Annotated in this window: 24 protein-coding genes; 14 read left to right on the top strand and 10 right to left on the bottom strand. The window is 63.1% G+C overall.

Annotation, left to right across the window (positions count from 1 at the left end):
* The first annotated feature begins 228 nt into the window (after positions 1–228).
* The 9 genes from G4D79_RS06020 to G4D79_RS05980 all read left to right on the top strand — a co-directional run bounded on the left by G4D79_RS06020 (position 229) and on the right by G4D79_RS05980 (position 9441).
* Positions 229–1281 carry an NrtA/SsuA/CpmA family ABC transporter substrate-binding protein gene (locus G4D79_RS06020; protein WP_054187223.1) on the top strand — a complete coding sequence of 351 codons (1053 nt, stop codon included), beginning with the start codon at positions 229–231 and terminating at the stop codon, positions 1279–1281.
* 4 nt (positions 1282–1285) lie between these two features.
* Positions 1286–2143 (top strand): ABC transporter permease, encoded by an 858-nt coding sequence (locus G4D79_RS06015; RefSeq protein WP_003946011.1) that lies wholly within the window; start codon positions 1286–1288, stop codon positions 2141–2143.
* Positions 2140–2982, top strand: coding sequence for an ABC transporter ATP-binding protein (locus G4D79_RS06010; RefSeq protein WP_007735504.1), 843 nt, complete (start codon positions 2140–2142; stop codon positions 2980–2982). The genes G4D79_RS06015 and G4D79_RS06010 overlap by 4 nt, the downstream gene beginning before the upstream one ends.
* Positions 2966–4006 (top strand): ABC transporter substrate-binding protein, encoded by a 1041-nt coding sequence (locus G4D79_RS06005; RefSeq protein WP_007735503.1) that lies wholly within the window; start codon positions 2966–2968, stop codon positions 4004–4006. The genes G4D79_RS06010 and G4D79_RS06005 overlap by 17 nt, the downstream gene beginning before the upstream one ends.
* On the top strand, positions 4003–5112 hold the full coding sequence (locus G4D79_RS06000; protein WP_030537944.1) for an LLM class flavin-dependent oxidoreductase: 1110 nt from the start codon (positions 4003–4005) through the stop codon (positions 5110–5112). The genes G4D79_RS06005 and G4D79_RS06000 overlap by 4 nt, the downstream gene beginning before the upstream one ends.
* Positions 5109–6263 carry an LLM class flavin-dependent oxidoreductase gene (locus G4D79_RS05995; RefSeq protein WP_003946051.1) on the top strand — a complete coding sequence of 385 codons (1155 nt, stop codon included), beginning with the start codon at positions 5109–5111 and terminating at the stop codon, positions 6261–6263. Before G4D79_RS06000 ends, G4D79_RS05995 begins: the two co-directional genes overlap by 4 nt.
* Complete coding sequence (locus G4D79_RS05990; RefSeq protein ID WP_099698558.1) at positions 6260–6967, top strand: class II aldolase/adducin family protein; 708 nt, start codon at positions 6260–6262, stop codon at positions 6965–6967. Before G4D79_RS05995 ends, G4D79_RS05990 begins: the two co-directional genes overlap by 4 nt.
* 41 nt (positions 6968–7008) lie before the next feature.
* Entirely contained in the window at positions 7009–7950 is a 942-nt protein-coding gene (locus G4D79_RS05985; RefSeq protein ID WP_099698559.1) for an ABC transporter substrate-binding protein, read from the top strand.
* 240 nt (positions 7951–8190) lie between these two features.
* Positions 8191–9441, top strand: a complete 1251-nt coding sequence (locus tag G4D79_RS05980; protein ID WP_099698560.1) for a reverse transcriptase family protein — start codon at positions 8191–8193, stop codon at positions 9439–9441.
* A 13-nt stretch (positions 9442–9454) separates the two neighbouring features.
* Here G4D79_RS05980 and G4D79_RS05975 read toward each other — a convergent pair whose 3' ends face one another.
* From G4D79_RS05975 to G4D79_RS05965, 3 genes are read right to left on the bottom strand one after another with little or no spacing between them, the layout of a single operon-like run.
* The gene (locus tag G4D79_RS05975) at positions 9455–9841 is read right to left on the bottom strand and encodes a RidA family protein (RefSeq protein WP_050656904.1); all 387 of its coding nucleotides are present in this window, start codon (positions 9839–9841) and stop codon (positions 9455–9457) included.
* Positions 9842–9883: 42 nt separating this feature from the next.
* A complete protein-coding gene (locus tag G4D79_RS05970; protein ID WP_050656903.1) occupies positions 9884–10696 on the bottom strand; it encodes an alpha/beta fold hydrolase in 813 nt (270 codons plus the stop codon).
* Positions 10697–10698: 2 nt separating this feature from the next.
* A complete protein-coding gene (locus G4D79_RS05965; protein WP_063315398.1) occupies positions 10699–11475 on the bottom strand; it encodes an IclR family transcriptional regulator in 777 nt (258 codons plus the stop codon).
* A gap of 195 nt (positions 11476–11670) precedes the next feature.
* On the opposite strand from G4D79_RS05965, the gene G4D79_RS05960 reads away from it, so the two are divergent.
* Genes G4D79_RS05960 through G4D79_RS05940 form a run of 5 tightly spaced genes read left to right on the top strand, consistent with a single transcriptional unit; the run spans position 11671 to position 16095 of the window.
* Positions 11671–12675 carry an ABC transporter substrate-binding protein gene (locus G4D79_RS05960; protein ID WP_099698561.1) on the top strand — a complete coding sequence of 335 codons (1005 nt, stop codon included), beginning with the start codon at positions 11671–11673 and terminating at the stop codon, positions 12673–12675.
* A 10-nt stretch (positions 12676–12685) separates the two neighbouring features.
* Entirely contained in the window at positions 12686–13468 is a 783-nt protein-coding gene (locus G4D79_RS05955; protein ID WP_180279665.1) for an ABC transporter permease, read from the top strand.
* A 2-nt stretch (positions 13469–13470) separates the two neighbouring features.
* Complete coding sequence (locus G4D79_RS05950) at positions 13471–14253, top strand: ABC transporter permease (protein ID WP_218959922.1); 783 nt, start codon at positions 13471–13473, stop codon at positions 14251–14253.
* Positions 14253–15062, top strand: coding sequence for an ABC transporter ATP-binding protein (locus G4D79_RS05945; RefSeq protein WP_054187230.1), 810 nt, complete (start codon positions 14253–14255; stop codon positions 15060–15062). Before G4D79_RS05950 ends, G4D79_RS05945 begins: the two co-directional genes overlap by 1 nt.
* A gap of 22 nt (positions 15063–15084) precedes the next feature.
* A complete protein-coding gene (locus G4D79_RS05940; RefSeq protein WP_064689037.1) occupies positions 15085–16095 on the top strand; it encodes a YdcF family protein in 1011 nt (336 codons plus the stop codon).
* Between the two features lie 6 nt (positions 16096–16101).
* Here the strand turns inward: G4D79_RS05940 and G4D79_RS05935 are convergent, their stop codons facing one another.
* The 7 genes from G4D79_RS05935 to G4D79_RS05905 form a co-directional block, all read right to left on the bottom strand.
* Positions 16102–16935: an NmrA family NAD(P)-binding protein gene (locus G4D79_RS05935; RefSeq protein ID WP_064689036.1), complete on the bottom strand. Its 834-nt coding sequence runs from the start codon at positions 16933–16935 to the stop codon at positions 16102–16104.
* A gap of 14 nt (positions 16936–16949) precedes the next feature.
* On the bottom strand, positions 16950–18890 hold the full coding sequence (locus G4D79_RS05930) for a hydantoinase B/oxoprolinase family protein (protein ID WP_065456446.1): 1941 nt from the start codon (positions 18888–18890) through the stop codon (positions 16950–16952).
* The gene (locus G4D79_RS05925) at positions 18890–20989 is read right to left on the bottom strand and encodes a hydantoinase/oxoprolinase family protein (protein WP_075834993.1); all 2100 of its coding nucleotides are present in this window, start codon (positions 20987–20989) and stop codon (positions 18890–18892) included. The genes G4D79_RS05930 and G4D79_RS05925 overlap by 1 nt, the downstream gene beginning before the upstream one ends.
* 281 nt (positions 20990–21270) lie before the next feature.
* The gene (locus G4D79_RS05920; RefSeq protein WP_007735490.1) at positions 21271–21942 is read right to left on the bottom strand and encodes a carbon monoxide dehydrogenase subunit G; all 672 of its coding nucleotides are present in this window, start codon (positions 21940–21942) and stop codon (positions 21271–21273) included.
* The gene (cutA, locus tag G4D79_RS05915; protein ID WP_064073493.1) at positions 21939–24461 is read right to left on the bottom strand and encodes an aerobic carbon-monoxide dehydrogenase large subunit; all 2523 of its coding nucleotides are present in this window, start codon (positions 24459–24461) and stop codon (positions 21939–21941) included. The genes G4D79_RS05920 and cutA overlap by 4 nt, the downstream gene beginning before the upstream one ends.
* The gene (locus G4D79_RS05910; protein WP_099696930.1) at positions 24458–25102 is read right to left on the bottom strand and encodes a (2Fe-2S)-binding protein; all 645 of its coding nucleotides are present in this window, start codon (positions 25100–25102) and stop codon (positions 24458–24460) included. Before G4D79_RS05910 ends, cutA begins: the two co-directional genes overlap by 4 nt.
* A gap of 2 nt (positions 25103–25104) precedes the next feature.
* Complete coding sequence (locus G4D79_RS05905; RefSeq protein ID WP_047271858.1) at positions 25105–26007, bottom strand: xanthine dehydrogenase family protein subunit M; 903 nt, start codon at positions 26005–26007, stop codon at positions 25105–25107.
* Between the last annotated feature and the right edge of the window lie 53 nt (positions 26008–26060).

The raw sequence follows: 26060 nt of genomic DNA, 5'->3' as shown, positions 1-26060 counted from the left end.
GGCCTGATCGACCTGAGAATCGGACGCTAACACGGACCCAGCAGTCCGGCCATCCTTTCCATCAGATGGAAAGGAACCGAACGTGGACCTGCAAAAGCCCAGATGAACAGACTTCCGATGTTGTCAAGATTTCCAATCTCCAGAAAACAAACGGGGGTAAAACGGACAGGCACCCAATAGCGTCATCGTCGTCAGTTCTGACGATTCAACGCCTGAAGGAGCCACAACATGTCCCGCTTCCGCCGACTGCCACGAGCTGCCGCTGCGCTCGCCATGATCCCGCTGGCCGGGTTGGCGGTGGCGTGTGGGTCTTCCGATTCCGACAGCGCCGCAGGCAATTCCAGCGCAGACTTCACGCTCAAGGTCTTCGATCCCGGAAACTCCGGTGCCATCGCCGTCGGCAAGCGTGACGGAACCTACGACGAGGCTCTGGCACCGCTGGGCGCAAAGATCGAATGGGTCAAGACCACACCGGGATTCAGCTCCAACCTCAAACTCTTCAACAGCGGTGAACTCGACATCCAAACCGGCGCATACAGTCCCGTCGTCGGCGCACTGTCCAAGGACGTGGGTGTCCGCATCTTCGCCACGTCCGACCCGTACAACAAGGACCAGGCCGGCATCATCGCCACTCCGGAGTCCGGCATCAAGACCGTCACAGATCTGGCCGGCAAGCGCATTGCCGTCAACCCTGCAGGCAAGGGCGAGTACATCACGCTCAAGGCTCTGACACAGGCCGGAGTGCCGATCGATTCCGTCGAACGTGTTCCGCTGCAACAGGCTGACGCGGCGTCGGCGTTCTCCACCGGGCAGGTCGACGCCTGGGCATCGTTCCTGATTCCGTATCAGGAGGCCAAGGCCAAGGGCGCGGTCGAGATCGCAACCGAGGCGAGCATCGACTCCGTGGACAGCACCATCATTGCCGGCCGCACCGTTGTACTCGAAGAGCATCCCGAAGTGGTCCAGAAGTTCCTCGAGGTCACCCAGGAACTCACCGCGAAGCAGCAGGCCGACCCGGCAGCATTCGAGAACGTCTTCGAACAGACCGGTCCGCGCGCACTCTCCGGACAGCGACTCGACGACGCGATCACCCTGGGCGGCCAGATCACCAACTTCCGCTACCCGACTGCAGCCGACGCTACCGACCTCGAATCGATCTCCACGTTGTTCGCCGACAACAAGGTGATCCAGCAGCCGATCAAAGGCAGTGACGTGATCTTCGACCTCCAGGGTGCTGTGGCAGGTTCGGCAGCGGCAGCACCCACCACTGAGGGGAAGTGACCCGATGGTGACGCTGACCCGGCCCGCACGAACTGCGTCGCCGTCAGTGGAGCATCCGCAACTCGAAACGCCCCGCTACCGCCGCAATCGCAGCAGGCCCAAGTGGGTCTCGATCCCACTCCGCTTCCTCGTACCCGCGCTGCTGGTTGCCGGATGGTGGATCGGATCCGCTACCGGACTGATCCGCGAAGAGATCCTGGCCGGACCTCCGGCGGTGTGGACGGCATTCGCCGAGCTGTACCAGTCGGGTCAGTTGGTCGACTTCGGTCTCGCGTCGCTTCAACGTGCCGCACTCGGTGTTTCGGTCGGTGTGATCGTCGGATTGGTGCTCGGGGTTCTGTCCGGTCTCTCCTCGCTCGGCGAAGAACTGATCGACTCGACCATGCAGATCAACCGCGCGGTTCCGTTCCTCGCGCTCGTTCCGTTGTTCATCGCCTGGTTCGGTATCGACGAAACCTTCAAGGTAGTCCTGATCGCCGTCGCGACCGTCGCCCCCATGTACGCGTACACCTACCTGGGAGTGCGCGGAGTCGATCGCAAGATGGTGGAAGCGGCACAAGGTTTCGGCTTGACGGGTTGGCGACTGGTGTTCGGAGCGATTCTTCCGACCGCCCTCCCCGGTGTTCTGATGGGGCTTCGAATCTGCCTGTCGCTCAGCATCACCGGATTGATCGCCGCCGAGCAGGTCGGCACACGTGAGGGCATCGGATATCTGGTCACCCTGGCGCAGGAATACAACCGCACCGACTACATGGTTCTGTGCATCGTCATGTACGCGGCACTGGGACTCATCTTCGACGCAATCGTCAGACTGATCGAGCGGTACTCCATGCCGTGGCGGAGATTGTCGGTGGCGCGATGACGAATACAACCATCGGCTCGCTGCCATCCACCGAAGCACCTCTGCCGCCGTTGGCAGCCCGTGAGCGGACCGGCACCACTGCGGCCGAGCGACGTGCCGGATCACCGGTAGCGGTCTCGCTCACCGGAGTGCGTAAGTCGTTCGGTGACAAGACTGTTCTGGGCGGTATCGACCTCGAGATCACGCGCGGCGAGTTCGTCGTTCTCCTCGGCCCCAGCGGTACCGGCAAGACGACCCTGTTGCGAGTGCTCTCCGGTTTGGAAGCACCGGACAGCGGAGAGGTGCTGGTTCCGCGTGACCGCACGGTTGTCTACCAGGAACCGCGATTGATCCCGTCGAAGCGAGTTCTGGCCAATGTCACAGTCGGACAGAAACGGTCACGTCAGGTCACCGACAATGCACGCAACGCACTCGCCGAGGTCAACCTCGCGGACAAGCACCGCGCCTGGCCGGCCACCCTCTCCGGCGGCGAGGCCCAACGCGTCGCATTGGCTCGTGCTCTGGTTCGCGAACCTGAACTATTACTGCTCGACGAACCGTTCGCAGCCCTCGACGCTTTGACCAGGCTCCAAATGCAAGACTTGGTAGGCGATCTGGTCGCCCGCCACCGTCCGGCAGTACTGCTCGTCACGCACGACGTCGACGAAGCCGTACGACTTGCCGACCGTGTGCTCATCCTCGACAAGGGCGGGTTTGCCGTGGATGTCGACATCGACCTGCCACGCCCCCGCGATCGGAACGATCCCGAATCTCTGCGCTACCGAGCGAGTTTCCTGAAGGAACTCGGCGTCGGTCGCACCTTCCCCGACGGACAGGACAGTCATGACATTGATCGCTGATTCCGCAATCGACACACTCTGGTACACCCGCTGCCCCGTTCCCACCGCCAGCGGCCTCGCCAACAGTCTCGGTTGGCTCGACCGGACGGCAAACGAATCCGGAGTGCGTTTCGGCGTACTGCAAGATGCCGGACCGGAATTGGCAGTGCGCCATTTCGATCACCACCTCTCCGGACTCATTCGCGAAGGCGGCAACGTCCCCGCACTGGCTGCGCGTGCCAGTGGTTCTCCGACGAGGCTCATCGGGCTCACCTGGATCGACGAGGCCCAGGCAATCCTGGTGCGCGGAGACTCCGACATCCGAGAAGCCGGTCTTCTGGCAGGCGCTCGGATCGGCATCCCGGCCTGGGCGGCAGATCAGGCCAGGAGCTTCCCCCGTGCCATGGCCCTGCACGGCTTCGCCTCCGCACTTCGACTCGGCGAGTTGAGTTTTGCCGACGTCACTCTCGTCGAGGTTGCGACGACGGCAGCCCCCGAGGTCCGCACCGCCTCGTCCACCCGCAACACGACGTGGGGCGTCGAATCCCTGCTACGCGGCGACGTCGACGCCATCTACGTCAAGGGTGCCCGCGCCCAGGAAGTTGCCCGCGAACATGGCCTCGCCGTTGCCGTCGATCTCGATTCCACTGCATCGCTACGTGATCGCGTCAACAACGGCACCCCACGACCGATCACAGTTCATGCCGACCTACTCGAACAACGCCCGGACATCGTCGTGGGTTTCCTCGCCGAGAGCCTGAGAGCGGCGGACTGGGCCGCAGCCAACATCGACGAGGTCCGAGCCGTTCTGCAGACCGAAACACAGTCGGGGCCCGAAGGTGTGGTGGCAGCGTACGGCGAGAACTTCCACACCGGACTGCATTTGAGCCTGTCTGACGAGCGTGTGGACCTGCTCGGCGTGCAGAAACAATTCCTGTATGCGCACGGCTTCCTTGCCGCCGACTTCGACCTGCAGTCCTGGGTGGCGCACGAACCACTGGAACAGGCACGCAACCTCGTTGCGCAGAAGGGCACAGCAGAATGACGGACGTCTACTGGGAGCTACCGTCTCGCGGTGACGGACGCCGGGCGGTGGCCGCACTGAACAGTCGCGGCGGCTTCGGGCCGCAGCGACCGACTACCGTCGCGACCGATGTTCGTCCCGGAAACTTCGGGCCCTTCGACGAATTGGCACAGATCGTTCTCGCCGCCGAACTGTCGGGCGTCGACGGCGTTGTCGCACCGTACGATCCGAATGGCGAAGAATCCTGGATCGTTGCTGCCGCCGCCCTACGTCAGACGCGTCATTCGCGAGTGGTCGTGGAGTTTCACCCCACTTTCGGCACCCCCGTCTACGCCGCCAAAATGTCGGCGACACTTCAGCGCCTGTCAGCAGGTCGTCTCGAATGGCGAGTGAAGGTAGAGACGGACCCCGAAGACGCCGCTGCTCGCGGCGACGTGGTTCGAGGAGCCGACCGCTACGCGCGCGCCGCGGAGTTCCTGACCGTCGCCCGTGGCGTATGGAACGAGGAGCAGATTCTCCCTGGCGGATTCGGCGGCACGGGTTACGACTTCGACGGCGAGTACTACGACGTACTCGGCGGCGGATTCCGAGGCATCTTGTCGGGACTCCGCTTTCCCCGAGTGCATCTGACCGGGGACTCACCGGAAGCTCTGGAACTCTCGGCCCACCATGCCGATGTCCATCAGTTCACCCTTGCCGGCGGCGAGTTGTCGACACGGATCACCACCCTCGACGACCGAGCATCCGAACTCGGCAGGACCGTCGAGAAGGTCCTGCGCATCCCGATCATCGCGAGGGAAACAGCGGACGAAGCCTGGGCTCGCGTCGAACGGCAACTGAGAGAAGCCGATTCCGCTGCACTCGAGATCGATCGGGGCGGCATCCTGTGGTCCGGATTCGACCGCATCGGCTACGAGCACAGTATCGGCCTCGTCGGAAGCTACGAGGAGGTGGCGCAGCGATTGTCGTCGTATCGCGATATCGGTGTGGACGGTTTCGTCTTGTCCGGTCGGCCACACATCGAAGAGCTGCACCGGGCGGGCGAGCATCTCCTGCACCTGGTCGATCCCGAGGGTCGGATTCGCAAGGAAGAGAAGGCCACCACAGAAGAGAAGGCCACCGCATGAGCATCGATTTCTATTGGCGGATCGGGATGGAAGGCGACCACGCGTCGCTGCGTACTCCGCGTCGCTACAACCGCGGCGATGCCGGTGGATACGGGCCGGGCAACATTGCTCCCGCGATCCGCGGCGGCGAATTGGACGGATACAGCTACATCGACCACATGGCCGCGGTGGCAAAGGCTTCCGAGTCCGCAGGGTTCCTCGGTGGACTTCTGCCGTCCTTCCCGATGACCGAGGATCCGTGGGCGACCGCAGCAGCGTTGGCCGCCGAGACCACCACCTACCGTTTCATGGTTGCGTTCCAACCGGGGTTCCTTCACCCGGTCCAGGCAGCGCGGATGTCGGCCAGTCTGCAGCGAGCAACCGGCGGACGTCTGGTTTACAACATCATCAGTGGTGGAGGCGGAGCGCCTCAGCTGTGGTGGGGCGACAAAGTCGACCACGACGATCGCTACACCAGGACGTCCGAGTTCCTCGATGTCCTCAAAGGTGTGTGGGACGGTGAACCTTTCGACTTCGACGGTCGCTTCTTCCAAACCCACGGCGCTGCACTGCCACCCGGGCTTGCCGGCCAACCGTTTCCCGAGGTGTACTTCTCCGGATCTTCGGCCGCAGCCGTCGCCGCCGCCGGACTGCACTCCGATTACTACCTTTCCTGGCTGGAACCGTACGCCGATCTGAGAGCCAAGATCGACGGCGTGCGGGAGAACTCGGCCAAACTGGGACGCACGCCGAAATTCGCCGTACGCATCGACGTCGTAGCCCGGCACACCGAAGAAGCCGCGTGGGCCGAGATCGAGAAAGGCTGGGCCTTCGTCGACAAGGGGGCCGCCGACCGTGCAGCCCAGGGTGACTCGGTGGGCGCCGCCCGCATCAAAGGCTGGGTACCCGAACACATCACCGGCTACCGAGATCTGGAAGTGCAACCCAACGTGTGGTGCGGCTTCAGCCTCATCCGCGGCGGACCGGCGTTCGGACTGGTCGGCAGTTACGAGCAGGTCGCCGAAAGACTCGACGAGCTGCGCGAACTGGGCGTCGACGCCTTCATCCTCGCCGGTAACCCGCATCTCGAAGAGGCATACCGCGTCGGCGAAGAGGTTCTTCCCCTCCTGCAGCGCACCCCGATCACACCTTCTGGACTGGAGACTCGATGACCACCACCGAAACTCGACTCGACACCGATACCGCAGCATTCGTCGAAGAAGCTCGCAAAGCAGCAGACAAAGCATTCGACGTCTTCCGCAAGACCGGAACCGTTGCAGCCAAAGGGACCGTCAACTTCGTCGAACGAGTACCCGGCACCGAAATCGCGGTCGCCCTGAACGATCCGGGACCGTGGGCGAACGATCCGTCGGTGTCACCGGTTGTCGCCACCTTCGATGGAGAGGTGCTGTCCGGCAACGGATCGGCCGGATTTGTCACCGGCTACGCATCGGTCTTCCGTCAGCATCCGGAAATCACCAGCGCTGTCCACATCCACACACCGTGGCTCGGCGGTTGGGCACAGACACATCGGACGCTACCCATCCGCTATGCGGCTTCGCAGAGGCTGACGCTCTCCCGAGAGATTCCGCCGCACATCGATCGGTCCCGTTCTGCAGGCGATTTCATTCTCGAGCGTCTCGAACACGATCCCGATCTGGTGGCGATCTTCGAAGCCAACGGCGGGGTCAACGTCATCGGCCGCAGCGGGTTGCTCGACCTCGCGAAGTTCGTCGTCCTCCTCGAGGAGGGCGCACAGTTCCAGGCGATCGCCGAATCCCTCGGCGGTTCGGTCGAATTCGATCCGTCCAACCTCGCCGTGCAGTGGGGCCGTAGCGGACTCGCCGACGAGGCGCGTCGACGCGGCCTCATCTAGCCACCCCCATCACTGATTCAGAACAGGAAACCGTAGATCTCATGACCGTTCGCGTCGGATACTTCCCACACAACAATTCGCTGTTCGTACTGCGCCACACCGGAATCCTCGAACGCCGTCTCCCCGATGTCGAGTGGGTGGACCTGCGTGAGCTTCCCGCCAAGCCTGCAGTGAACCCGGAAAACGCCTTGCCGACCCTGCACTCGGACTGGCTGTTCGAGGAGGGCGGATACGACGTGATCGGAACCGGATTCACGCCGCCCGTCACCGGATTGGCTCAGGGCCGCGATCTCGTCTACATCGGAATCTCCGGCCCACGTGTGGAGAACGGGCGCCTGGTAGTCAAGGCGGAGTCCGAGATCAACACGGTTGAGGACCTGCGTGGCAAGCGCGTCGGCATCGCGCACGGATCGTGGCAGACCACACTTTTGTTGTTCGCCTTGGATCAGGCGGGGCTGACCTGGTCCGACATCGTCCCCGTCGACACCGACGTACGCGGTGGTGGAGCGGACCTCGTCGACGGCACCATCGATGCCTGGGTTGGCGCGTACCCGGGGCTGACGGACATCGAAGCGAACCACGAACTGCGAACGCTGATCGCCACCGACGGACTCTTCAGCCACCCCTCACTGTGGTTCACCCGGCGCGATTTCGCGGATACCAACCCGGAGGCCCTCCAGGCGATCATCGAGGCCCTGCAGGAATCCGACGCCTGGATCGAAGCCAACCCCCGCGAAGCCGCCCAGGTCTTCGTCGACGACGTCGAGAAGCGTGGCGGGTCCGCGAGCCTCGATGCCTGGGAAGCTGCACTGCGCGGACGTCCTTTCGGTGTCAACCCTGTCACCGACGAGTTCCTGGACGAACAGCAGCGCGCGGGCGATCTCCTGCTGAGCAACGGACTACTACCGAAGGCGGTCACCGTCCGCGAAGCAGTCGTGCCGTGGATCAGCGAGTTCGTCGGTTCGGATCGTTCGTCGATCTGAGGACCCACTCCTGACAGATCCGCTTCACACGTGACAGATACCGAACGGTCTGCCATTGTGAAGGGATGCGGCGGCGCGTGGGTGAGAGTTGGTCCACGCGACCAGTCTCAGGGGTAACCCCTGGGTCGGCCAGAAGAATTGGATACTGCGTCCACCGGCGTTCGGCACGCTCCGCGTGCTTGCCGCCGCACCGGACAAAGGATTTGGTCACCCCGCCCCGTCGCATCCCGGAGTCGAATCATGCGTGACTTCGAGCTCGATCCCGAGTTGGCGCGTCGTCTGGCCGTTGCGGCCGCTGACGCTCCGTGGACCCTCAGCGGCCTCGAGGAGGCATTCGGAACCGTCTTCGGCGTTTCCCCGACCCTCCTGGCCGTGCGCGTTCTCGACCTCATGCCCGCTCCACCGTTCGAACCGCAGACTCTGTATCGATTGCTTCGCGAACTACCTCGCCTGCGGCCTGTTCCTCTCTCACTGGACACCAATGAAACCTCGGTGTGGCGGTTCGACGTTCCCCGCTACAACACCAGTGTGGACCTGGCTCGTTCACTGGATCTGACGATCTCCGAACTCGAGTGGTTCGCCGACCGAGGGGAATGGCTCCGCACGAAACCCCGACCGCTACGCCACTACCGGCCGATGCAGATCAGCAAGAAGGCCGGCGCTCGCCTCCTCGAGGTACCGAAACCCCGATTGCGCGAAATTCAGTGGAAGATCCTGCGCCGCATCCTAGACCTGGTGCCCCCGCACGACGCGGCACACGGATTTGTCCGTGGTCGAAGCCCTCTGACTTTTGCAGCGCCGCACGCACAGTCGGAAATCGTGATCGGCGCGGACCTCGCGCAGTTCTTCCCTTCGATCAGCGGCAGCCGCGTTCATGCCGTCTTCGCCGCCCTCGGCTATCCACCCGCAGTGGCAGGCGTTCTCACCGGATTGTGCACTGTTGCAACACCTGCCGATACCCTGCGCGGCCTACCGTATGCACAGGCATCACAGCTACGCACCGCGCATCTTCCGCAAGGCGCACCCACTTCTCCTGCACTGGCGAATCTCGTCGCACGCAAACTCGACATCCGCTTGAGTGGACTCGCACAAGCGAACTGGCTCACCTACACCCGATACGCCGACGACCTCGCGTTCTCCGGAATCGAAGTAGCCGACGTCGGCACCCTCCTCTGGACGGTCGAGCAGATCGCCAGAGACGAAGGGTTTGCCATCCATCCACGAAAGACCAAGGTGATGCGCCCTCATCGACGCCAACACCTCACCGGGCTGGTGATCAACGACCAACCCTCGTATCCGCGCGACGACTACGATCGCTTGCGCGCCCTGCTGCACAATGCCGCCAGTACTTCTGCGCAGGAACAGAATCGGGATGGCGTGGAGAACTTCCGCGCCCACATCTACGGCCGGATCGCGCACATCGGCGAAACCAGCACTACACGCCGACGCACATTGCTGCGCCTGGCTGAACGTGTGGATTGGGACGGCTAGTGCCCGCGAGCAGTCAGAACCGCGGGGTGTAGGCCATGCATTCGACCTCCATGTGCGCACCCAGTGCCAGTCCGTCTGTTCCGAACGCACTGCGGGCCGGCAGTCTCGACGCCGGGAAGTACTCGAGGTAGACCTTGTTGAACTCCTGCCAACGAGACATGTCGTCGAGCATGACAGTGCATTTGAAGATTGCTTCGACGCCGGAACCGTAAGCGATCAGCGAAGCCACGATGTTCTCCATGGTCTGACGAGCCTGCGCTTCGAAGCCGTCGGCCAAAGTCCCGTCCGGGAGCATGCCGATCTGACCCGACAGATACAGAACGTCTCCGACGCGCACTCCGGTGGAGAACGGCGTATCGAAAGCGGGTGGGATGAACTCGACGGTCTGAGATGAATCCATTAGATCTCCTCGGAGTTGGAATATGCGTGACGAGTTGGCGTTTCAGCGCACTGGGCGCGCACGAACATCGGCCAGGAAGTGCGCCACCAACTCGTTCCACGCGTGTGGGTCCTCGAAATAGGGGGAGTGGCCGCGGTCGGCAAGTTCGACCACTTCGGCGTGGGGCAGGAACTCGGCGGCGCTGCGAATCCGCTCGGGTGTCATCAAATCGTCCAGCTCACCCGCGATCAGCAGAACCGGCGCCGTCACCGCGGCAAGATCGCTCGGCGAGTAGTTGTGGGCCTTGAGAATTCGGAAGAACTCGGTGTCAGGTGGGCGATGACCGAAGGTGCCGAGCGCTTGGTACAGGTATGCCCTCGCCATGTCCAAGCTCGGCAACCGTCCGCCCACAGCGGGATGCTCCCCCAGGGGCCGCGCGGTGACGGGTGCTGCGGTGAGGGGAGGTGCGCTGTCCGGACCGAATCCGACGGGAATGCCGCCGGTCGTGCAGGCCAGGACTACCGACTCCACCCGGTCCGGAACAGCGATCGCGGTCCCCAATGCGGCCCAACCGCCCATCGACTGGCCGACCACGTGCGCTCGATCAACCGCCAACAGGTCCATGATTTCGATCAGATCAGAGACTGCCGCTACCGGGCCGTGGTTGCCGTTCTCGTTGGTAGAGCGGCCGAATCCTCGCTGATCCCAGCTGATCACCCGATAGTGCTGAGCGAAGTAGGGCACCTGCTGGTACCAGACGGCCGCATTTCCGCCGAGACCGTGCGTGAGAATCAGATCCGGGCCCTCGCCGGCAGTCTCGTACCAGACCCGTTCGCCGTCTGCGACGGTGATGAAGCCCTCGGTCCGTGAAATCATCCTTATTCTCCTGTGTCGGACGGGCGCTTGCCCGAAGTGTGGTCAGTGAGGAGTTGCTGCACTTCATCGGTGGCCCGCAGCAGGTGTTCTTCGACCATTCGCGTCGTTTTCGCATCGAAGTCGGTATCGAAACCGATCACCGTCAACGCACAGAGCGGAGCCCCCTTGCGGGAAGACACTGCACGCGAGACCGAACCGATGATGTCCTGAGATCGTTTGTGGACAACGGCGAATCCGGTTTTCTGCGTCTCGGCGATGTCGGCGAGAAAGCCGGTGGGTCCTTCCAGTGGATAGCCACTCTTCTCCACCATCGCCAGGTAGGGCGCCCGGGTGTTGTCCTCGAGTGCCGCCACCAACGCGAGCGGACCCGCGAACCGGTGCGGCGGAAGCAGATCCCCGAGCATCCGAGTGATCATCTTGAGTCGCTCGGGACGCAGCGCCGCGATGATCCGCGTCCCGCCGCTCTCGAGAACCTGCAGATTCACCATCATGTCCGTGCTCTCGGACAGCACCCGCATGGTCGGATCGCACAAGGCCGCCAACGAATGCGCTGCCGCTTCGTGGGAAACCTGCAGTGCAGCCGGGCCGGGGAGATAGCGACCGTCGTAGCGGAAGACCCAACCACGGTTCGCGAGTTCTCCGAGCACTCGGTGCGCAGTCGGGCGGAGCATCCCGACTTCTTCTGCCAGTTCGCTGAGCTTCATCGGCGTGGTCGAGCGCGCGATGGCCTCGAGTAGATCCAGCGCTTTGTCGACGGCGGACGCAGAACCCTTCGTCATCCGATCCCCTCCCGGTGCCGTGGATGTACCCGGCGATCCGAAATCTCGTGTTCTTGGAAAACCCTTGGCATTCGCCTAGGAAATTACTATAGTCACAACAATCGTTCCGGCATACGGAATTCTTTGAGCGTCTTCACCTTCCCACCGGATTACCGGCAAGGAAGTCATATCTTTCCCAGCGAGAGGTTTTCGGACATGACGGTTGGACTTACCCTTCGGTCGGCACCACGGTTCAGAGTTGTTGCCCTAGCCGCGGTCGCGACCGCGGCATTGGCACTGACAGGCTGTTCGAGCGACGCCACGGCCTCCGACGACGGGGGCACCCAGACCACCACGATTCGAATCGCACCTCAGCCGATCGCGGACTTCGCACCGATTTGGCTCGGCATGGAGCAGGGGTACTTCACCGATGAGGGACTCGACATCCAACTCGTGGAGGGCGGCGCTAGTTCCTCGGCTCAAATTCCGTTGCTGCTCAGCGGAAATGCAGATATGGCAGCCACGACTGCCGCTGCCGCAATTCAAGCACGGAGCCAGAACATGCCCGTCACCATTGTCGGCGGGCTCACGAATTTTGCCGCAAATGACAGCGTCGACCAGTCCGGTCTCGTGGTCGCCAAGGACAGTTCCATCAGCGGCTTCCGTGACCTCGAAGGCAAGACCGTCGCGATCAGCGGTTTGAAGTCCGTCAGCGAAGCAGTCATCTCTGCCGCGGTGGAGAAATCCGGCGGAGCAGCGAACAAGGTCTCGTTCATTCAGGCGCCCATGCCCAACCTCGGCGACCTGGTTTCCACCGGCGGGGCCGACGCGGCATTCCTCATCGATCCGTTCCTGAGTAAAGCAACCGACTCGGGGCTGAAGACCCTCGGCCACCCCTTCCCCTTGGCCGCACCCGGTGTGCCAGGGACCTCGCTGGTCGCTTCGGAATCGTTTGTCAATGCGAACCCTGACTCACTCGCGAAATTCCGTACCGCGCTTGCCAAATCAGTTGACTACGCCAATCAGAATCCGGGCGCGGTCAAGGCTGCACTCTCGACGCAAGCCAAGATTCCGCTCGAAATGCTGGCCAACAGCAAGAATCCTCAGTTCGTCGCAGTAGTGGAACCGGGTGCTCTCGGCACGGAGATCGAACTGCTGGTCAAGTACGGGGTACTGACGGATTCGGTCGAGGCCGAATCCCTGCTGACCCCGGCCAACTGAGTTGTCCGCCTTGACAACCCTGCAGACTCGCCGCAGGCAGGTTCTGCTCGGTCGGCTGCTGACGCTCTTCGCGTTGGCAGCCGTCTGGCAGATCTTCGGAATGCTCGGCGACGAGGACGTCAAAGGTATTCCGAAGTTCAGCGACGTGGCAGTGGCCTTTGTGAACGAACTCGGCACGTCCTCGTTGTGGACATCACTGGGACAAACGGTGACCACCACGGCGATCGGATTGGCGCTGTGCCTGGTGATCGGAATCCCGGCAGGGCTGCTGCTCGCCGCGCACCCGTTCCTGACGGTCTCCTCCCGCTTCGTCATCGACTTCTGCCGAACCGTTCCGCCGCTCGCAATCATTCCGCTCTTTCTGCTGATCATGGGCCCGACGCAACGGATGGCGGTGGCACTGATCGTGGCAGTAAGTGTGTGGCCGATTCTGCTCCAGACGATTCACGGTGTGCGCAACGTCGACCCGGAACTGCTGGCCACCGCACGATCCTTCCGACTTCCACTGTGGCGCAGGCTCGCTCTCGTCGTCGCACCGGCGTCGATGCCCTACATCTTCACCGGGATTCGCATCTCGGCAACACTGAGCTTGCTGCTGACCATCGGTGCAGAATTGATCGCCGGCGTGCCGGGACTCGGTAAGGAGATCCTGCTGAGCCAATCCGTCCCCGATCGAATGTTCGCACTGATCATCGTCGCCGGACTACTCGGAATGCTGCTCGCCTTCGCCGTGATGGCGATCGAGAATCGTTTACTTGCCTGGCATTACATCCCGAGGAGGATGACGACGTGAAGATGATGTCAGGACTTCGACTCCTCGCGTGGGAGTTGTGGCTGCCGATCTTGATCGTCGTCGTATGGTACTTCGGTTCGGAGTCGAGCAAGTCGCCTTACTTCCCGCCGCTGTCGCGTATCTGGAAAGCGTTTGTGGACAACTGGTTCGGTCCGGGATTCGCCCACGATGTCGTACCGAGCTTGACCAACCTTGCCTTCGGTCTCGCCGTGGCACTGGTGGTCGGCGTCGGCGCCGGTCTCCTGCTGGCACTGTTCCCGCTGGCTGCCGACATTGCCGATCCGTTTCTCCAGTTCTTCCGCGCTATTCCGGCGCTGGCCGTATTACCCGCTCTTTTCATCGTTTTCGGAACCGGTTCGACGGGTAACGTTGCCGCCATCGCCTTCGGCGCGGTCTGGCCGATACTCCTCAACACCCTCGACGGCATTCGCTCCATCGACCCGAGTATCCGATTGGTGGCGCGCAGCTACCGGATCCGTACACCCCTCCTGGTGACGCAGGTACTCCTCCCCGGAGCGATGCCGCAGATAACAGTCGGTATCCGCACCAGTCTCGCGATCGGTGTCGTCATCATGGTCGGAAGCGAAATGTACGTCTCCACTGCAGGAATCGGTCACTTCGTGATCGTCGCGCAACAGACCTTCGCGATCGCCGACATGTGGTCCGGAATTCTCCTGCTGGGAATCATCGGATACGTGCTCAACCTCGGATACGGCGTGATCGAACGATGGTTGCTCAGATGGCAGCCGCGGACCCACGACGCTCTCGCAGTGAAAGGAAACTGATGTCATCCACAGAATCTGCGGCATCGATACCCGCAGTCGAACTGAGCGGCCTCGGGGTGACCTACGGCGGTCCCACCGGCCGCGAAGTGCTCCGCGGCATCGATCTGTCCGTTGCACCCGGAGAAATCGTCTGCATCGTCGGCCATTCCGGCATCGGCAAGAGCACGCTGATTCGTTGCATCGCCGGTCTGCAGAAGCCGACCACCGGTGAGGTCCGCATCGCCGGGATCGCGATCGATGCACCGCCGGCCACGCTGGCTCTCGTGTCACAGGACTACGGACGCACACTGATGCCGTGGCTTCGAGTGGGCGAGAACGTTCGCCTGCCGCTACGGGGCAACGGTCTGGCGCGGAAGGTTCAGAACGAGAGGGTTAGCGATGCACTTGCCGTTGTCGGTCTAGGCGGTGCTGCGCGTTCCTACCCCTGGCAGTTGTCCGGCGGAATGCAGCAGAGAGTGGCGATAGCTCGCGCTCTCGCCTATCGGCCGCAGGTACTCCTCATGGACGAACCCTTCGCGTCGGTCGATGCGCAGACCCGCGCGGAACTCGAAGACCTGCTGCTGACGCTTCAGCGTGATCTTGGCATCACCGTCCTCCTCGTCACCCACGACGTCGACGAATCGGTGTACCTGTCCGATCGAGTGGTCGTCCTCGGCGGAACTCCGGCATTGATGCAGGACATCGTCGACGTCCCGTTGACCGGAGCTCGAGATCAACTGACCACCAAGGCAGACCCACTGTTCATCGAGTGCCGTACCAGGGTCCTGTCCGCGATCCAGCAGTCGAAGGTGGTGGCGCCCGTGTCGTAAGCGCCTCGCCTAGGCTGGCTCCGTGATCCTTCTCCTCATCGGCCTCGCGCTGCTCGGATTCTGCGGCTACCGGTTCAGGCAGGATCGACGGAGGCTGAGCAACGGCGTCTATCTACTTCTCGGACTGATCTTCACCGGTCTGTGGATGTTGCAGTCGGGTGCGCCAGGCACCGAGGTCCCGTCGTTCGTCATCGCGACGATCGCTCTGCTCTCGCCGTTGCTGGTGCTCCTGCTTGCAGGATTCCTGATCGTCAACGGAATCACGATGCTGCGGCGCGAGGGATTCAGCGTCGCGAATCTGCTCTCACTCGTCGCCGGACTCGGCCTGCTCGTTCCCTACGTGTTGCTCGCATCAGCGCTGCTGACGCAGAGATATTGGCTCGCAGTCGTTCTCGGTTCGTTCAGCCTGGTCGCGTCGTACCTGGGGTTTCTGTTCACGAGCTTTCTGCTCTACTCCTACGTCTACGGACGCCAGAAGTACCAGCCCGGGATGGACGCGATAGTGGTTCACGGCGCCGGGCTTTCGGGCGCCGACGTGACGCCCCTGCTTGCCAGCCGTCTGGACAAGGCGGCCGACGTCTTTCGCGCCGAGGTCCGCGAAGGACGTTCACCACTGTTGGTCGTGAGCGGCGGGAAGGGTTCGGACGAGGTGGTCAGCGAGGCGGACGCAATGTGCGTCTACCTCGTCGATCACGGGATACCGCGCGAGAGCGTGATTCTCGAGGACCGCTCGACCACCACGCTCGAGAACCTCGAGTACACCAGGGACCTTCTCCGTGCCAACACCACGAAGCCTCGAATGGTGCTGGTCACCAGCAACTTCCACATCCTCCGAACTGCGACGTTTGCCCGAAGCCTCGATCTGGATGCGGAAGTCATCGGTTCCCACACCGCCCGGTACTACCTGCCGAGCGCCATTCTGCGCGAGTTCGCCGCCGTCACGGTGGAGCACAAGTGGCTCAACGGAACGGTCTGCCTGATCCTGGCCGCCCTGCCCCCACTGGTGGTCTGGGCGGCAGGAGGCATTTCGTAGCCGGATTCAGCGAATCAGGCTCTCGACGGCCATCGGTCGGCGACCCAGAAGCAGTTCGACGGCCGCGCTGCCGGCAAGAAAATCGTGGTGGTTGTAGAACTCGAACATCGCCGCCAGACGCGAGCTGGCGTTGACGTCAAGGCTGCTGCCGATCTGTTCGCGCCATTGATCCACGCTGATCTGATCTATCGCGACGGTCCGTGACGTCTGCTTTTCCACCATCTGTGCCACCTCCACGACGCTCAGAGCTTGCGGGCCGCCCACCTCGTACGTCGCTCCGTGATGTTCACCCGAGCCCTCGCTCAGTACGACCGCGGCAACAGCCGCCACGTCCGCCAGACTCACGAACGAGAACTTCGTTTCCGCACTGTACGGCAGGACGATGGTGTCAGATCGGCCCGTGAGTACCGCCTCGAAATTCTGCGCGTACGCACACGGTTGCAGCACAGTCCATTTCAAGGGTGAACGATGCAGTTCGTCCTCACACCTGGCTTTGTCCAGGTGATGCGGCATGGACGGGCTGAACGGCCACGCGACGGAGTGATAGACAAAGTGCTCCACTCCCGCCGATGCCGCTGCCGTCAGCGCATTGCGAAGCAGTGCGGGCTCGTCGGGATGGACGTTCGGGGCAATGAAGTACACGCCTCGGCACCCGGCGAGCGCCTTGCGCAGTCCGCTTCCGGTTTCCAGTTCTACCTCGAAGTCCCCGTCGACACGCGCCTTTCGCACCAGTCGCCGAACTGTCACGCTCGGCGGCAGTGCTGCGACGACGGCCTCACCGGTCTTACCCGCGGCGCCGATCACCGCGATGTCGGCGCCGCGAGCAATTCCGTTCTCCATGAGAGTTTTCCGTCCTAGACGTAGTCGTAGACCGCTGAGGTGGCGCCACCCGAAAGCTGCGCGTAGCCCGGACCCCGATCGAAGAAGGGCTCGTTCTCACCGCGTTCCGAGCGCAACTGATCCCGCAACTCCGTGGTAGCAGCCTCGTCGACGGACGGCTCGTCACCCTCGATCACGACAACGCCGTAGTCGTCGCGTGCGCCCTCGACGGAAACCTTGCGCCACTGAATGTCTCGCAAGACCTCTTCGGTCGGGCGCTCCAGGGGATCTCCCCAACCACCACCACCGGTGGTGCGAATCCGTACGACCTCACCGGCCTTGATCGGCTCGGCATCGGTCAGCGCGTCGAACTCACGCTCGTTCGGTCCACCCGGATCCAGGACGACGGAGAACGGCCGACCGGCCTTGCCACCCTTGACTCCCCAGCAGGCGAGAATCGAACGGTCCGCGATGGACATGAAGTGAGCATCCTTGAGCATGCGGATGTGCTTCTCGTATCCCAGACCGCCGCGGTAGCGTCCGGCTCCACCCGAATCCATGGCCAGACCGAGCTTTTCGACGATGAAGGGGAAACGGCTCTCGGTGAATTCGGTCGGCAGGTTCCGTGAATCGGGAACGACGTGAATCGTGTCCTCGCCGTCGGCGTAGTAGCGTCCGCCGGAACCTCCGCCGAGCACCTCACGCATGAGGTACGAGTGACCCTCGAAGTCCTCACCGTAAACACCGGTGTACCTGATGGTCTCCTGATCGGCGGGCATGTTGCCGTCCACAGCCTTGGCCACGACGCCGGCCAGCACTCCGAGCAGACGGAGGATGACAAACGTGCGCGCGTTGGTGGGAGCGGGGAAGATCGGGGTGATCAGTGTTCCCTTCTCGGGGAACTTCATCTCGATCAGCGGTACGACGCCCTCGTTGACATCCAGTTCGGCCATGCGCTCCGGGGTGTCCGCGAGGTTACGCAGAATCGGGGCCAACCACTTGATGAGGAAGTTTCCGTCCGCGTAGTCACCGCAGTGGTTGATCGGACCCTTTGCCTGCGGTCCGGTTCCGTTGAAGTCCAGGATGAGTCGCTCGCCGCCCTCGTCCTCCGGCCGCGTCTTCGTGAGCGTGATCCGCTGGATGTGGAGCATCGGTTCGTCGACGCCGTCGTGCTCGGCGTAGTCCTCCCACGTGTACTCACCGACCGGGATCTTGCTGAGGATCTCGCGACGGTACGTCTCGGTGGTCGCGTCCATCATCGCGTCGAAGCACGACTCGACGGTGTCGACGCCGTAGCGCTCGAACAATTCGGTGAGTCGACGCGCACCCATCAGGCACGCCGAGCACTCGGCGTCGAGGTCAGCTGCCAACGCATCCGGCATACGGGAGTTACGCGTCATGATGCGCAGTGCCGCCTCGTTGGGAACTCCCTGGTCCCACAGTTTGATCGGCGGAACCATCAGTCCCTCTTCGTACACCGTGGTGGCGCCGGACGGCATGGAGCCGGGGCAGCAACCGCCGATGTCGTCGTGGTGACCGAATGCCTGAACGAACGCAACAACCTTCGGCTCGGCATCGGGAGTGACGCGGGCGAAGACAGGCACCGTGACGCAGAGGTCGGGGAGATGGCCGATGCCACCTTCGGACAGGTAGACGTCGTTGTGGAAGTACACGTCTCCCGGCTTCATCGTCTCGAGCGGGAAGTCCCGGGCGATCGGATGAACCAGTGCGGAATACGAACGGCCCGTGAGCTTGCGGAGGTTCCGGTCGTGAATACCCGCGCGGAAGTCGTGAGCGTCACGGATCATCGGCGAACGCGAGGTGCGCGAAATGGAGGTCTCGACTTCCATTTCCACGCTGGCGAGGTAACCGGCGACGATCTCGACCAGAATCGGGTCAGGTGACGCGCCGTCGGTAGCGGTGAGTCGGTACGGCTTGGCCGCGGTGGCAGCAGCAGCATCGAGAATGGCGGTCATCACTTCACTCCGTTCGAGTCGGAAGACTTCGAGATACGAATGTTCCCGAAGGTGTCGATACGTGCCGAGAATCCGGGATGGATCGGGACAGTCGAGCTGAACTCCTCGATCACGGCCGGTCCTTCGATGACGTCACCCGCACCGAGCAGTGTGCGATCGTAGGTAGCAGTTTCGACCCAGCTGTCGAAATACGATTGCCGCGAACCGGTTCGGGCGGTGTCGGCGCCGGCGCCGGCGGGGATCTCCTTGAGCGTCGGACGCTTGATCGGGCCGATGCCGCTCACGCGCAGGTTGACCCATTCCACGTGCTGCGACGGGTCTCCCCGGAAGTCGTAGCCGTACAGTTCGCGGTGCGCCTGGTGGAACGCCTCGGCCGCGTCGTCCATGATCTGCGCCGTGACGGTACCTTCCGCCACCGGGACGCGCACCTCGAATGCCTGACCGAGGTAGCGCAGATCCGCAGTACGAGAGTACTTGCGCTGCGTCTCGTCGAAACCCTCTTCGGCAAGCGCAATCTCGGCTTCGCCGGCCAGCGCGTCGAACTGGCTCTGCAGGTCTTCAGCCTTCAACCGGTCGTGACGACTGACATGCGTCTGGACGTAGTCGTTGCGGACATCGACCGTCAGCAGACCGAACGCGGAGACGTTACCCGGATTGAGCGGGACGAGAACGTCTTTCAGACCCAGGATGTCGACGAGACGGCAGGCGAGCAGCGAGCCGGAGCCGCCGAACGTCACGAGGGTGAAGTCGCGAACGTCGAGGCCACGCTTGACGGTGATCTGACGCAGGGCGTTGGCCTGGTTCCACGCCGAGACCTCGAGGACGCCGACCGCGCACTCCTCGAAGCCCAGACTGAGCTGTGTTGCAAGCTCTTCGAGGCCCTTGCGTGCCAATTCCGTGTCGAGAGGAATCTCGCCACCGAGCAGGTGGGGTGGGATGCGACCGAGCAGGACGTGCGCGTCGGTGATGGTCGGTTCGCTGCCGCCCTTGCCGTAGCACAACGGTCCGGGATCGGCGCCGGCCGACTGAGGGCCGACTCGGAGGGTGTGTTCCGGCGTCATCCACGCGATCGACCCACCACCGGCGCCGACGGTCACGACGTCGATCATCGGGATCTTCGATGGGTAGTTGCCCACTCGCCCTTCGGTGGTCAGCGCGGGCTCGCCGCGAACCACGACGGTGACATCCGTCGACGTTCCGCCGCCGTCACAGGTCAACACCTGCTCGACGCCGGCGGCGTCGGCGATCAGCGCAGCACCGAGGGCTCCGGCGGCCGGTCCCGACAGGACTGTCGTAATAGGCTGGTGAACAACCTCTTTGGCCGACAGGACACCGCCGTTGGACTTCATGACGTAGAACGGGATGTCGCGGGGTTCACCGTCGGTGGTCGAGAACTCACGCAGACGATTCGCGATGTTGTTCACGTAGTTGCGGATGTTCGGCTTGACCGCGGCGTCCACGAGTGTGGTGATGGACCGCTCGTATTCGCGGTACTCACGCAGCACCTGGCTCGAGATGCTCACCGTCGCATCGGGGAAAACTTCGAAGAGGATGTCGCGTACGCGCTCCTCGTGCGTCGGATCGGCGTACGAGTGCATGAGGCAGACGCCGATGGTCCGGATCCCGCGGTCCTTGAAGAACTGCGCTGCGCTGCGGACACTCTCTTCGTCGAGCGGACGAATCTCGCTGCCGTCGAAGGAAAGGCGTCCACCGACGGTGCGTACACGATCGGCGGGGACGATGCGTTCGGGCTTGACCCAGAAGTACGAGTTGCCGTAACCGTCCGGCACCGACTGACGAGCGATCTCGAGAACGTGCTCGTAGCCCTCAGTGGTGATGAAGCCGAGGTTCTCGACCTTGCCTTCGAGCAGCTTGTTCGTCGCTACGGTCGTGCCGTGGCTGACCGCACCGATGGAGTCGCCACTCTCACCGAGCTTGGCGAGTACCTTCTCGATACCGGCGAGAAAGCCCTCGGCGGGGTCCGCCGGGGTGGACGGGGTCTTGGTGGTGACGATGGCGCCGGTTTCGTCGTCCACTGCCACGATGTCGGTGAACGTTCCGCCGGTATCGATACCGACCCGAATCTTCCTGGGTTCCACGCTTCCTCCTGAGATCTTTGGCTCGTCTCGTCTGGTACCGATCGACGGTTGCGGCCTAGCCGGTAAGTGGCTCGTACCTGACGTGTAGAGCTATTCCACAGGTTCGGAAGAGCGGATTCTTTGTCACAATTCGCCGAATCGGGGGACCAAGGTTCGGCGCACGATCACGAGCGGATCTTCGCCGGCGCCCCCGTGGGTTACGCGGACGTGAAAAACGCCCCGAACCTGGTCGGTTCGGGGCGTTTCCCTCATCGCAAATCAGCTGTTGACACCTGAGTGAACTACTCGCGACAACCAGAACGCGCCAGGAATCCGCCTATAGCAACACCTGACAAAGCAATGGCTGCGCCGACGACGGCGCTGACCATCACCGTGCGAGCATCTGTGCCGCCCGCTGTCGGTGCAGCGGCCGGGAGAACCGCCGGTGCCGCGACAGCTCCGGAAACTACCGGCGCGCCTTCGACCGCCACTGCCGGTACCGCCGCCGCCACGGCGGCAGTGACCTTCTCGGGGATGCCGTTGGCAATGACGCCGTCGATGCTCTTGAAGAACACCCCGGCCATCTTCTTGGCTACACCGGTGATCATGCGCTGCCCGACGCCGCCGACCATCCCGCCGACCACGGCGTCGGCGTCATACGAAAGCAGCGTGCCACCCTCGTTCTCCGTCAAGGTGACCGTGACGTCCGCCTTCACCGTGCCGGGAGCACCCGCCCCCGAAGCCGTCATGACAAACGAATTTGGCCGATTCTGTTGCGACAGAACAACCTCGCCGTCGTAGACGCCCTTGATCGACGCGACCCCCGCCATGATGGAGAGCTTGTAGTGATTGTCCGTGAGCTGCTCGAGCGACTGCACACCGGGAATGGTCGCGGCCAGTACACGACCGTCCTGGAGCTTGTCGTAGACCTCTTCGCGAGGTGCCGTCAGCTGCGCGGTGCCGGCGATTCTCATGCATTCTCCTCTGATGACGAACCCGCGTGTGCGAGTCGAAGTTCGAACAGTTCGGACGGTGAAATGGGCATGGACGTGATCGAGATTCCTTCGGCGTCCTCGATGGCAGCCGCGATGACGGCGCTGGTGGGGATCACACCGGCCTCACCGGCACCCTTCATTCCGAGTGGGTTGAGTCCCGACGGCGTGACGGTGTGATCCATCTCGAGCGAATCCGGCATCTCGGTGACGAACGGCATCAAGAAGTCCATGTACGACGCGTTGAGCATCTGCCCGTGCTCGTCGTAGACGATCCGCTCGTAGAGTGCGCCGCCGATACCTTGCGCGACGGCGCCCATGACCTGACCTTCGACGATGCGGGGGTTGATCACGTTTCCGCAGTCGTGGATGACAACGTAACGACGGACCGTGATCTCGGCTGTCACGGGATCGGTTTCGACGATCGCCGCGTGCACTCCCGAAGCGAAGGTGGAACTGGGCGGCGAGTAGTAGCCGGTTGCTTCCAGACCGGGCTGCTCACCCTCGGGAATCGGCGGCTTCGACATGTCCGTGTCGGTCTTGGCGAAACCGGTGGCCAGCTTCGACTCACGGTCGAACGCATATCGTAGCGGGTTCGACAGCACGGCAACAACACTCAGCGGTACGGACGTACCCTCCACTCCGGCTTCGGTGCCGATCTTGCACACGTGCCCTTCCCGGAGTTCCAGTTCGGTTTCCGGCAGATCCAAGATTCCGGAGGCGATCTTCTTCGCCTTCTCCGCGACCATCTGCGCCGCGACATGGAAGGCCGAACCCGACATGACCGCCCCACGCGAGGCGAAAGTGCCGACGGCATAACCGAACCGGCGGGTGTCACCCGTGACGATCTCGACGTCGGAGACCTTGACTCCGAGATCGTCCGCGACGATCTGGGCGAACGCGGTCTGGTGGCCTTGGCCTTGCGTCGTCAAGCCTGTTGCGGCCTTGACCTTTCCGGACGTCTCGACGACGACGTGTGCACCCTCGTAGGGTCCGGGTCCGGTTCCCTCGACGTACGCGCCGATACCGATGCCGACCGACCGACCTTCGGCACGAGCCTTCCTCTGGTACTCGGGAAATCCGTCCCAGTCGATGAGCTTCTTGAGCTTGTCGATGCCCGCCTGGTAGTCGCCCGTGTCGTAGATCAACGGGCGTCCGTCCTGGAACATCAGGCCGAAGTCGTACGGCATGTCCTCGGGGCGAATGAAGTTCGCCTCCCGCACCGCGATCTTGTCCTTTTTCAGGTACTTGGCGATGGCGTCCATGGATCGCTCCATCGCGAACACGGCCTGCGGACGTCCGGCGCCGCGGTACGGGGTCACGATCACGGTGTTGGTGTACAGCGAATAGGCGTTGACCCGGAACGACTTCGGCTTGTACGGCCCGAGAACCTGCGTCGCGGTGTTGATCATGACGATGATCCCGTACGGCAGGTAGGCACCGTTGTCGTGCCAGAACGTGAAGTCGAACGCCAACAGACGACCCTCGTCGTCGAATCCGATGTCGACCTTCTGGATCTGCCCGCGCTCGTGTGCGCTCGAGATGAAGTGCTCACGGCGATCCTCGACCCACTTCACCTCGCAGGAGATACCGGCCTGGCCGAGGCGTCGAGCGGCCCACGTGATCATGACTTCTTCGGGCCACGGGTGAACGATCTTGACGCCGAATCCGCCGCCGACGTCAGGAGCGATGCAGTGAACCTTGTTCAGCGCCATCCCCAATCGCGCGGCGATTGCGGCGCGGGCGGACGTGGACGTCTGGGTGGAGGTCCAGAACGTGAGGGTGTTCTCGTCACCGTCCCAACGTGCGTAGACGCCCTTGCCCTCCATCGGCATGGAAGCCGAACGCTCGATTTCGAGATCCAGCGTCAGTCGGTGCGGCGCGGCGGCCAGTTCGGCATCCAGATCTCCGAACCCGTGCTGCAGGTGAGCGGCGACGTTGTCCGGAACGTCGGCGTGGACGGCGTTGGCGGCGGTGCGAGCGACGTCGATCCCCACTACAGGCTTCAGCGCCTCGTAGGTGACGTCGATCTTCGCGCAAGCGTCCTCGGCGATGTACCGGTTGTCGGCGACCACCATGGCGATGGCTTCTCCGACATGCTTCACCTCGTCCTTCGCGAGGGGATACCCGTTGCGCGGAGCGATGATTCCCGGATGAGGAATGAGCAGTGGCAGGTTCTCCGCCATTTCCGGCGTGTCCGCGAGGAGATCTTCGTAGGTGTAGATGGCATGTACGCCAGGCACTTCCAGCGCCTGATCGATGTCGATGTCGATGATTCGCGCATGGGCGTGCGGCGACCTGACGAATGCCGCGATCAGCGCGTTGTGGCCCAGATCGTCGAGGTATCGCCCCTGACCGCTGAGCAGACGCGTATCTTCCTCGCGCGGAATCGGTTTACCGAAGAACTTGCCGTCGTCGGCAACCGAATGATCGGCCGTCGAATGATCGGAAGCGGGGTGCTTCGCCCCGTTGCGCTTTGCTGGTTTGACCGGAGTACTCATGCCTTACCCGCCCGTCCTCCGACGGGATTCGTTGTTCCCCGCACCTTGCGATCCAACGCCTCCCGAGTGGACGCGTCGTCGATTCCGAGCGGGAACTGCCCGGCCCGTTCACGCTTGATCTCGGCTGCGCGCAAAACCGACGCCCTGATGTTCTGGTACCCCGTACAACGGCAGAGGTTTCCCGCTATCGCGTCGGTAGCTTCCTCCCGCGTGGGGTTGGGGTTCTCCTCGAGAAATGCCGCGATGGTCGTCACGAATCCCGGAGTGCAGAATCCGCACTGCAGACCGTGACAATCCTTGAACGCCTGCTGAACCGGATGCAAAGTGCCGTCCGGCTCGACGAGGCCTTCGACGGTGGTGATCGATCGACCTTCGAGGCTGGCCGCGAGGACGAGACAGGATCGAACAGGCTTTCCGTCGAGCAGCACGGTGCACGCACCACACACGCCGTGTTCACAACCCACGTGCGTGCCCGTCTTACGGAGGTGGTGACGAATGGCATCCGAAGCCAGAGTGCGGGAGGGAAGAACGACGGTGTTCGTCACCTCGTTGAGCGTGAACGTGACAGCTACATGGTGCTCACCGGTATCTGCTGCCAGCTCGGCAAGTTGATCCTCGATGGAGCGATCGTTTTTGGACATTGTCACCACTTTCCTGCCAGTACTGCGTTCTCACTGAGAGCATCCGTTGCCGCCGCGAAGCCGACCCGCGCCGTGAGCGCGGACACCAACTGCGAGCGGTACGCCGCCGTCCCGTGAATGTCTGCCTCGGTATCTATCTGCGCGCGGGCGCATTCCCCGAGGGTGCGCCAACGCGGGTCTCGCTGATCCGTCGCGGACGCCCCCGCCAGCACGTTCGTGTAGTCCACGACCTGCCCCAGCTCTCCGGCGGACACGTACGTCATGTGCGCTTCGGCCACCAGACCGTCGACCACGCGAATCCGTGCGACGACACCGACCAGTGCGTAGTCACCGTGACGGCGCGCGATCTCGTCGATGGCGGTTCCCACGCCGGGTTCGGCGGCGGGCACCGACACCGACACCGCGATCTCGTCTGATTCCAGGCTCGACTCGAGAGGGCCGGCGAAGAGATCCGTCGACGCGATCTCGCGGGTGCCACGCACCGACTGGACGGTCACGCTGCCCCCGAGCAGCGTCAGGACTGCCGGCATCTCCGCCGACGGATCGGCATGGACGATGGAGCCGACGCTCGTCCCGCGGTTACGGATCGTGGGGTGCGCTACCAACTGCAGAGCACGGTTCAGCAGAGGCTGGACTCGACGAGCACCTTCGTCGGCCGCCAGCACCGAGTGCGTGGCCAGGGCCTGGAACCGCACTCCTTCGTCTTCGGACGAGGTCACCGAAGCGAGGTTCGGGATCGATCCGATGTCGACGATGTGGGCGGGCGCGGCGAGGCGCATGGACAGCAGCGGCACAAGCGATTGCCCACCGGCGAGCACCTTCCCCTCGTGAGAGACCTCGGAGAGGATTCGGCACGCGTCCTCGACCGAGGACGGTCGGTGATAAGTCAGCGGCGACGGTTTCATTACTCAATCCTGCCTCTATGAGTCACTTCACGTTTTGTGCAGATGTGACAACG

Origin of the sequence: Rhodococcus sp. WY5, from assembly GCF_018588185.1 — a bacterium.
Lineage (GTDB): Bacteria > Actinomycetota > Actinomycetes > Mycobacteriales > Mycobacteriaceae > Rhodococcus_F > Rhodococcus_F qingshengii.
Note: the sequence above shows the minus strand (reverse complement) of the source record. Positions and strands in the feature narration are given on the sequence as shown.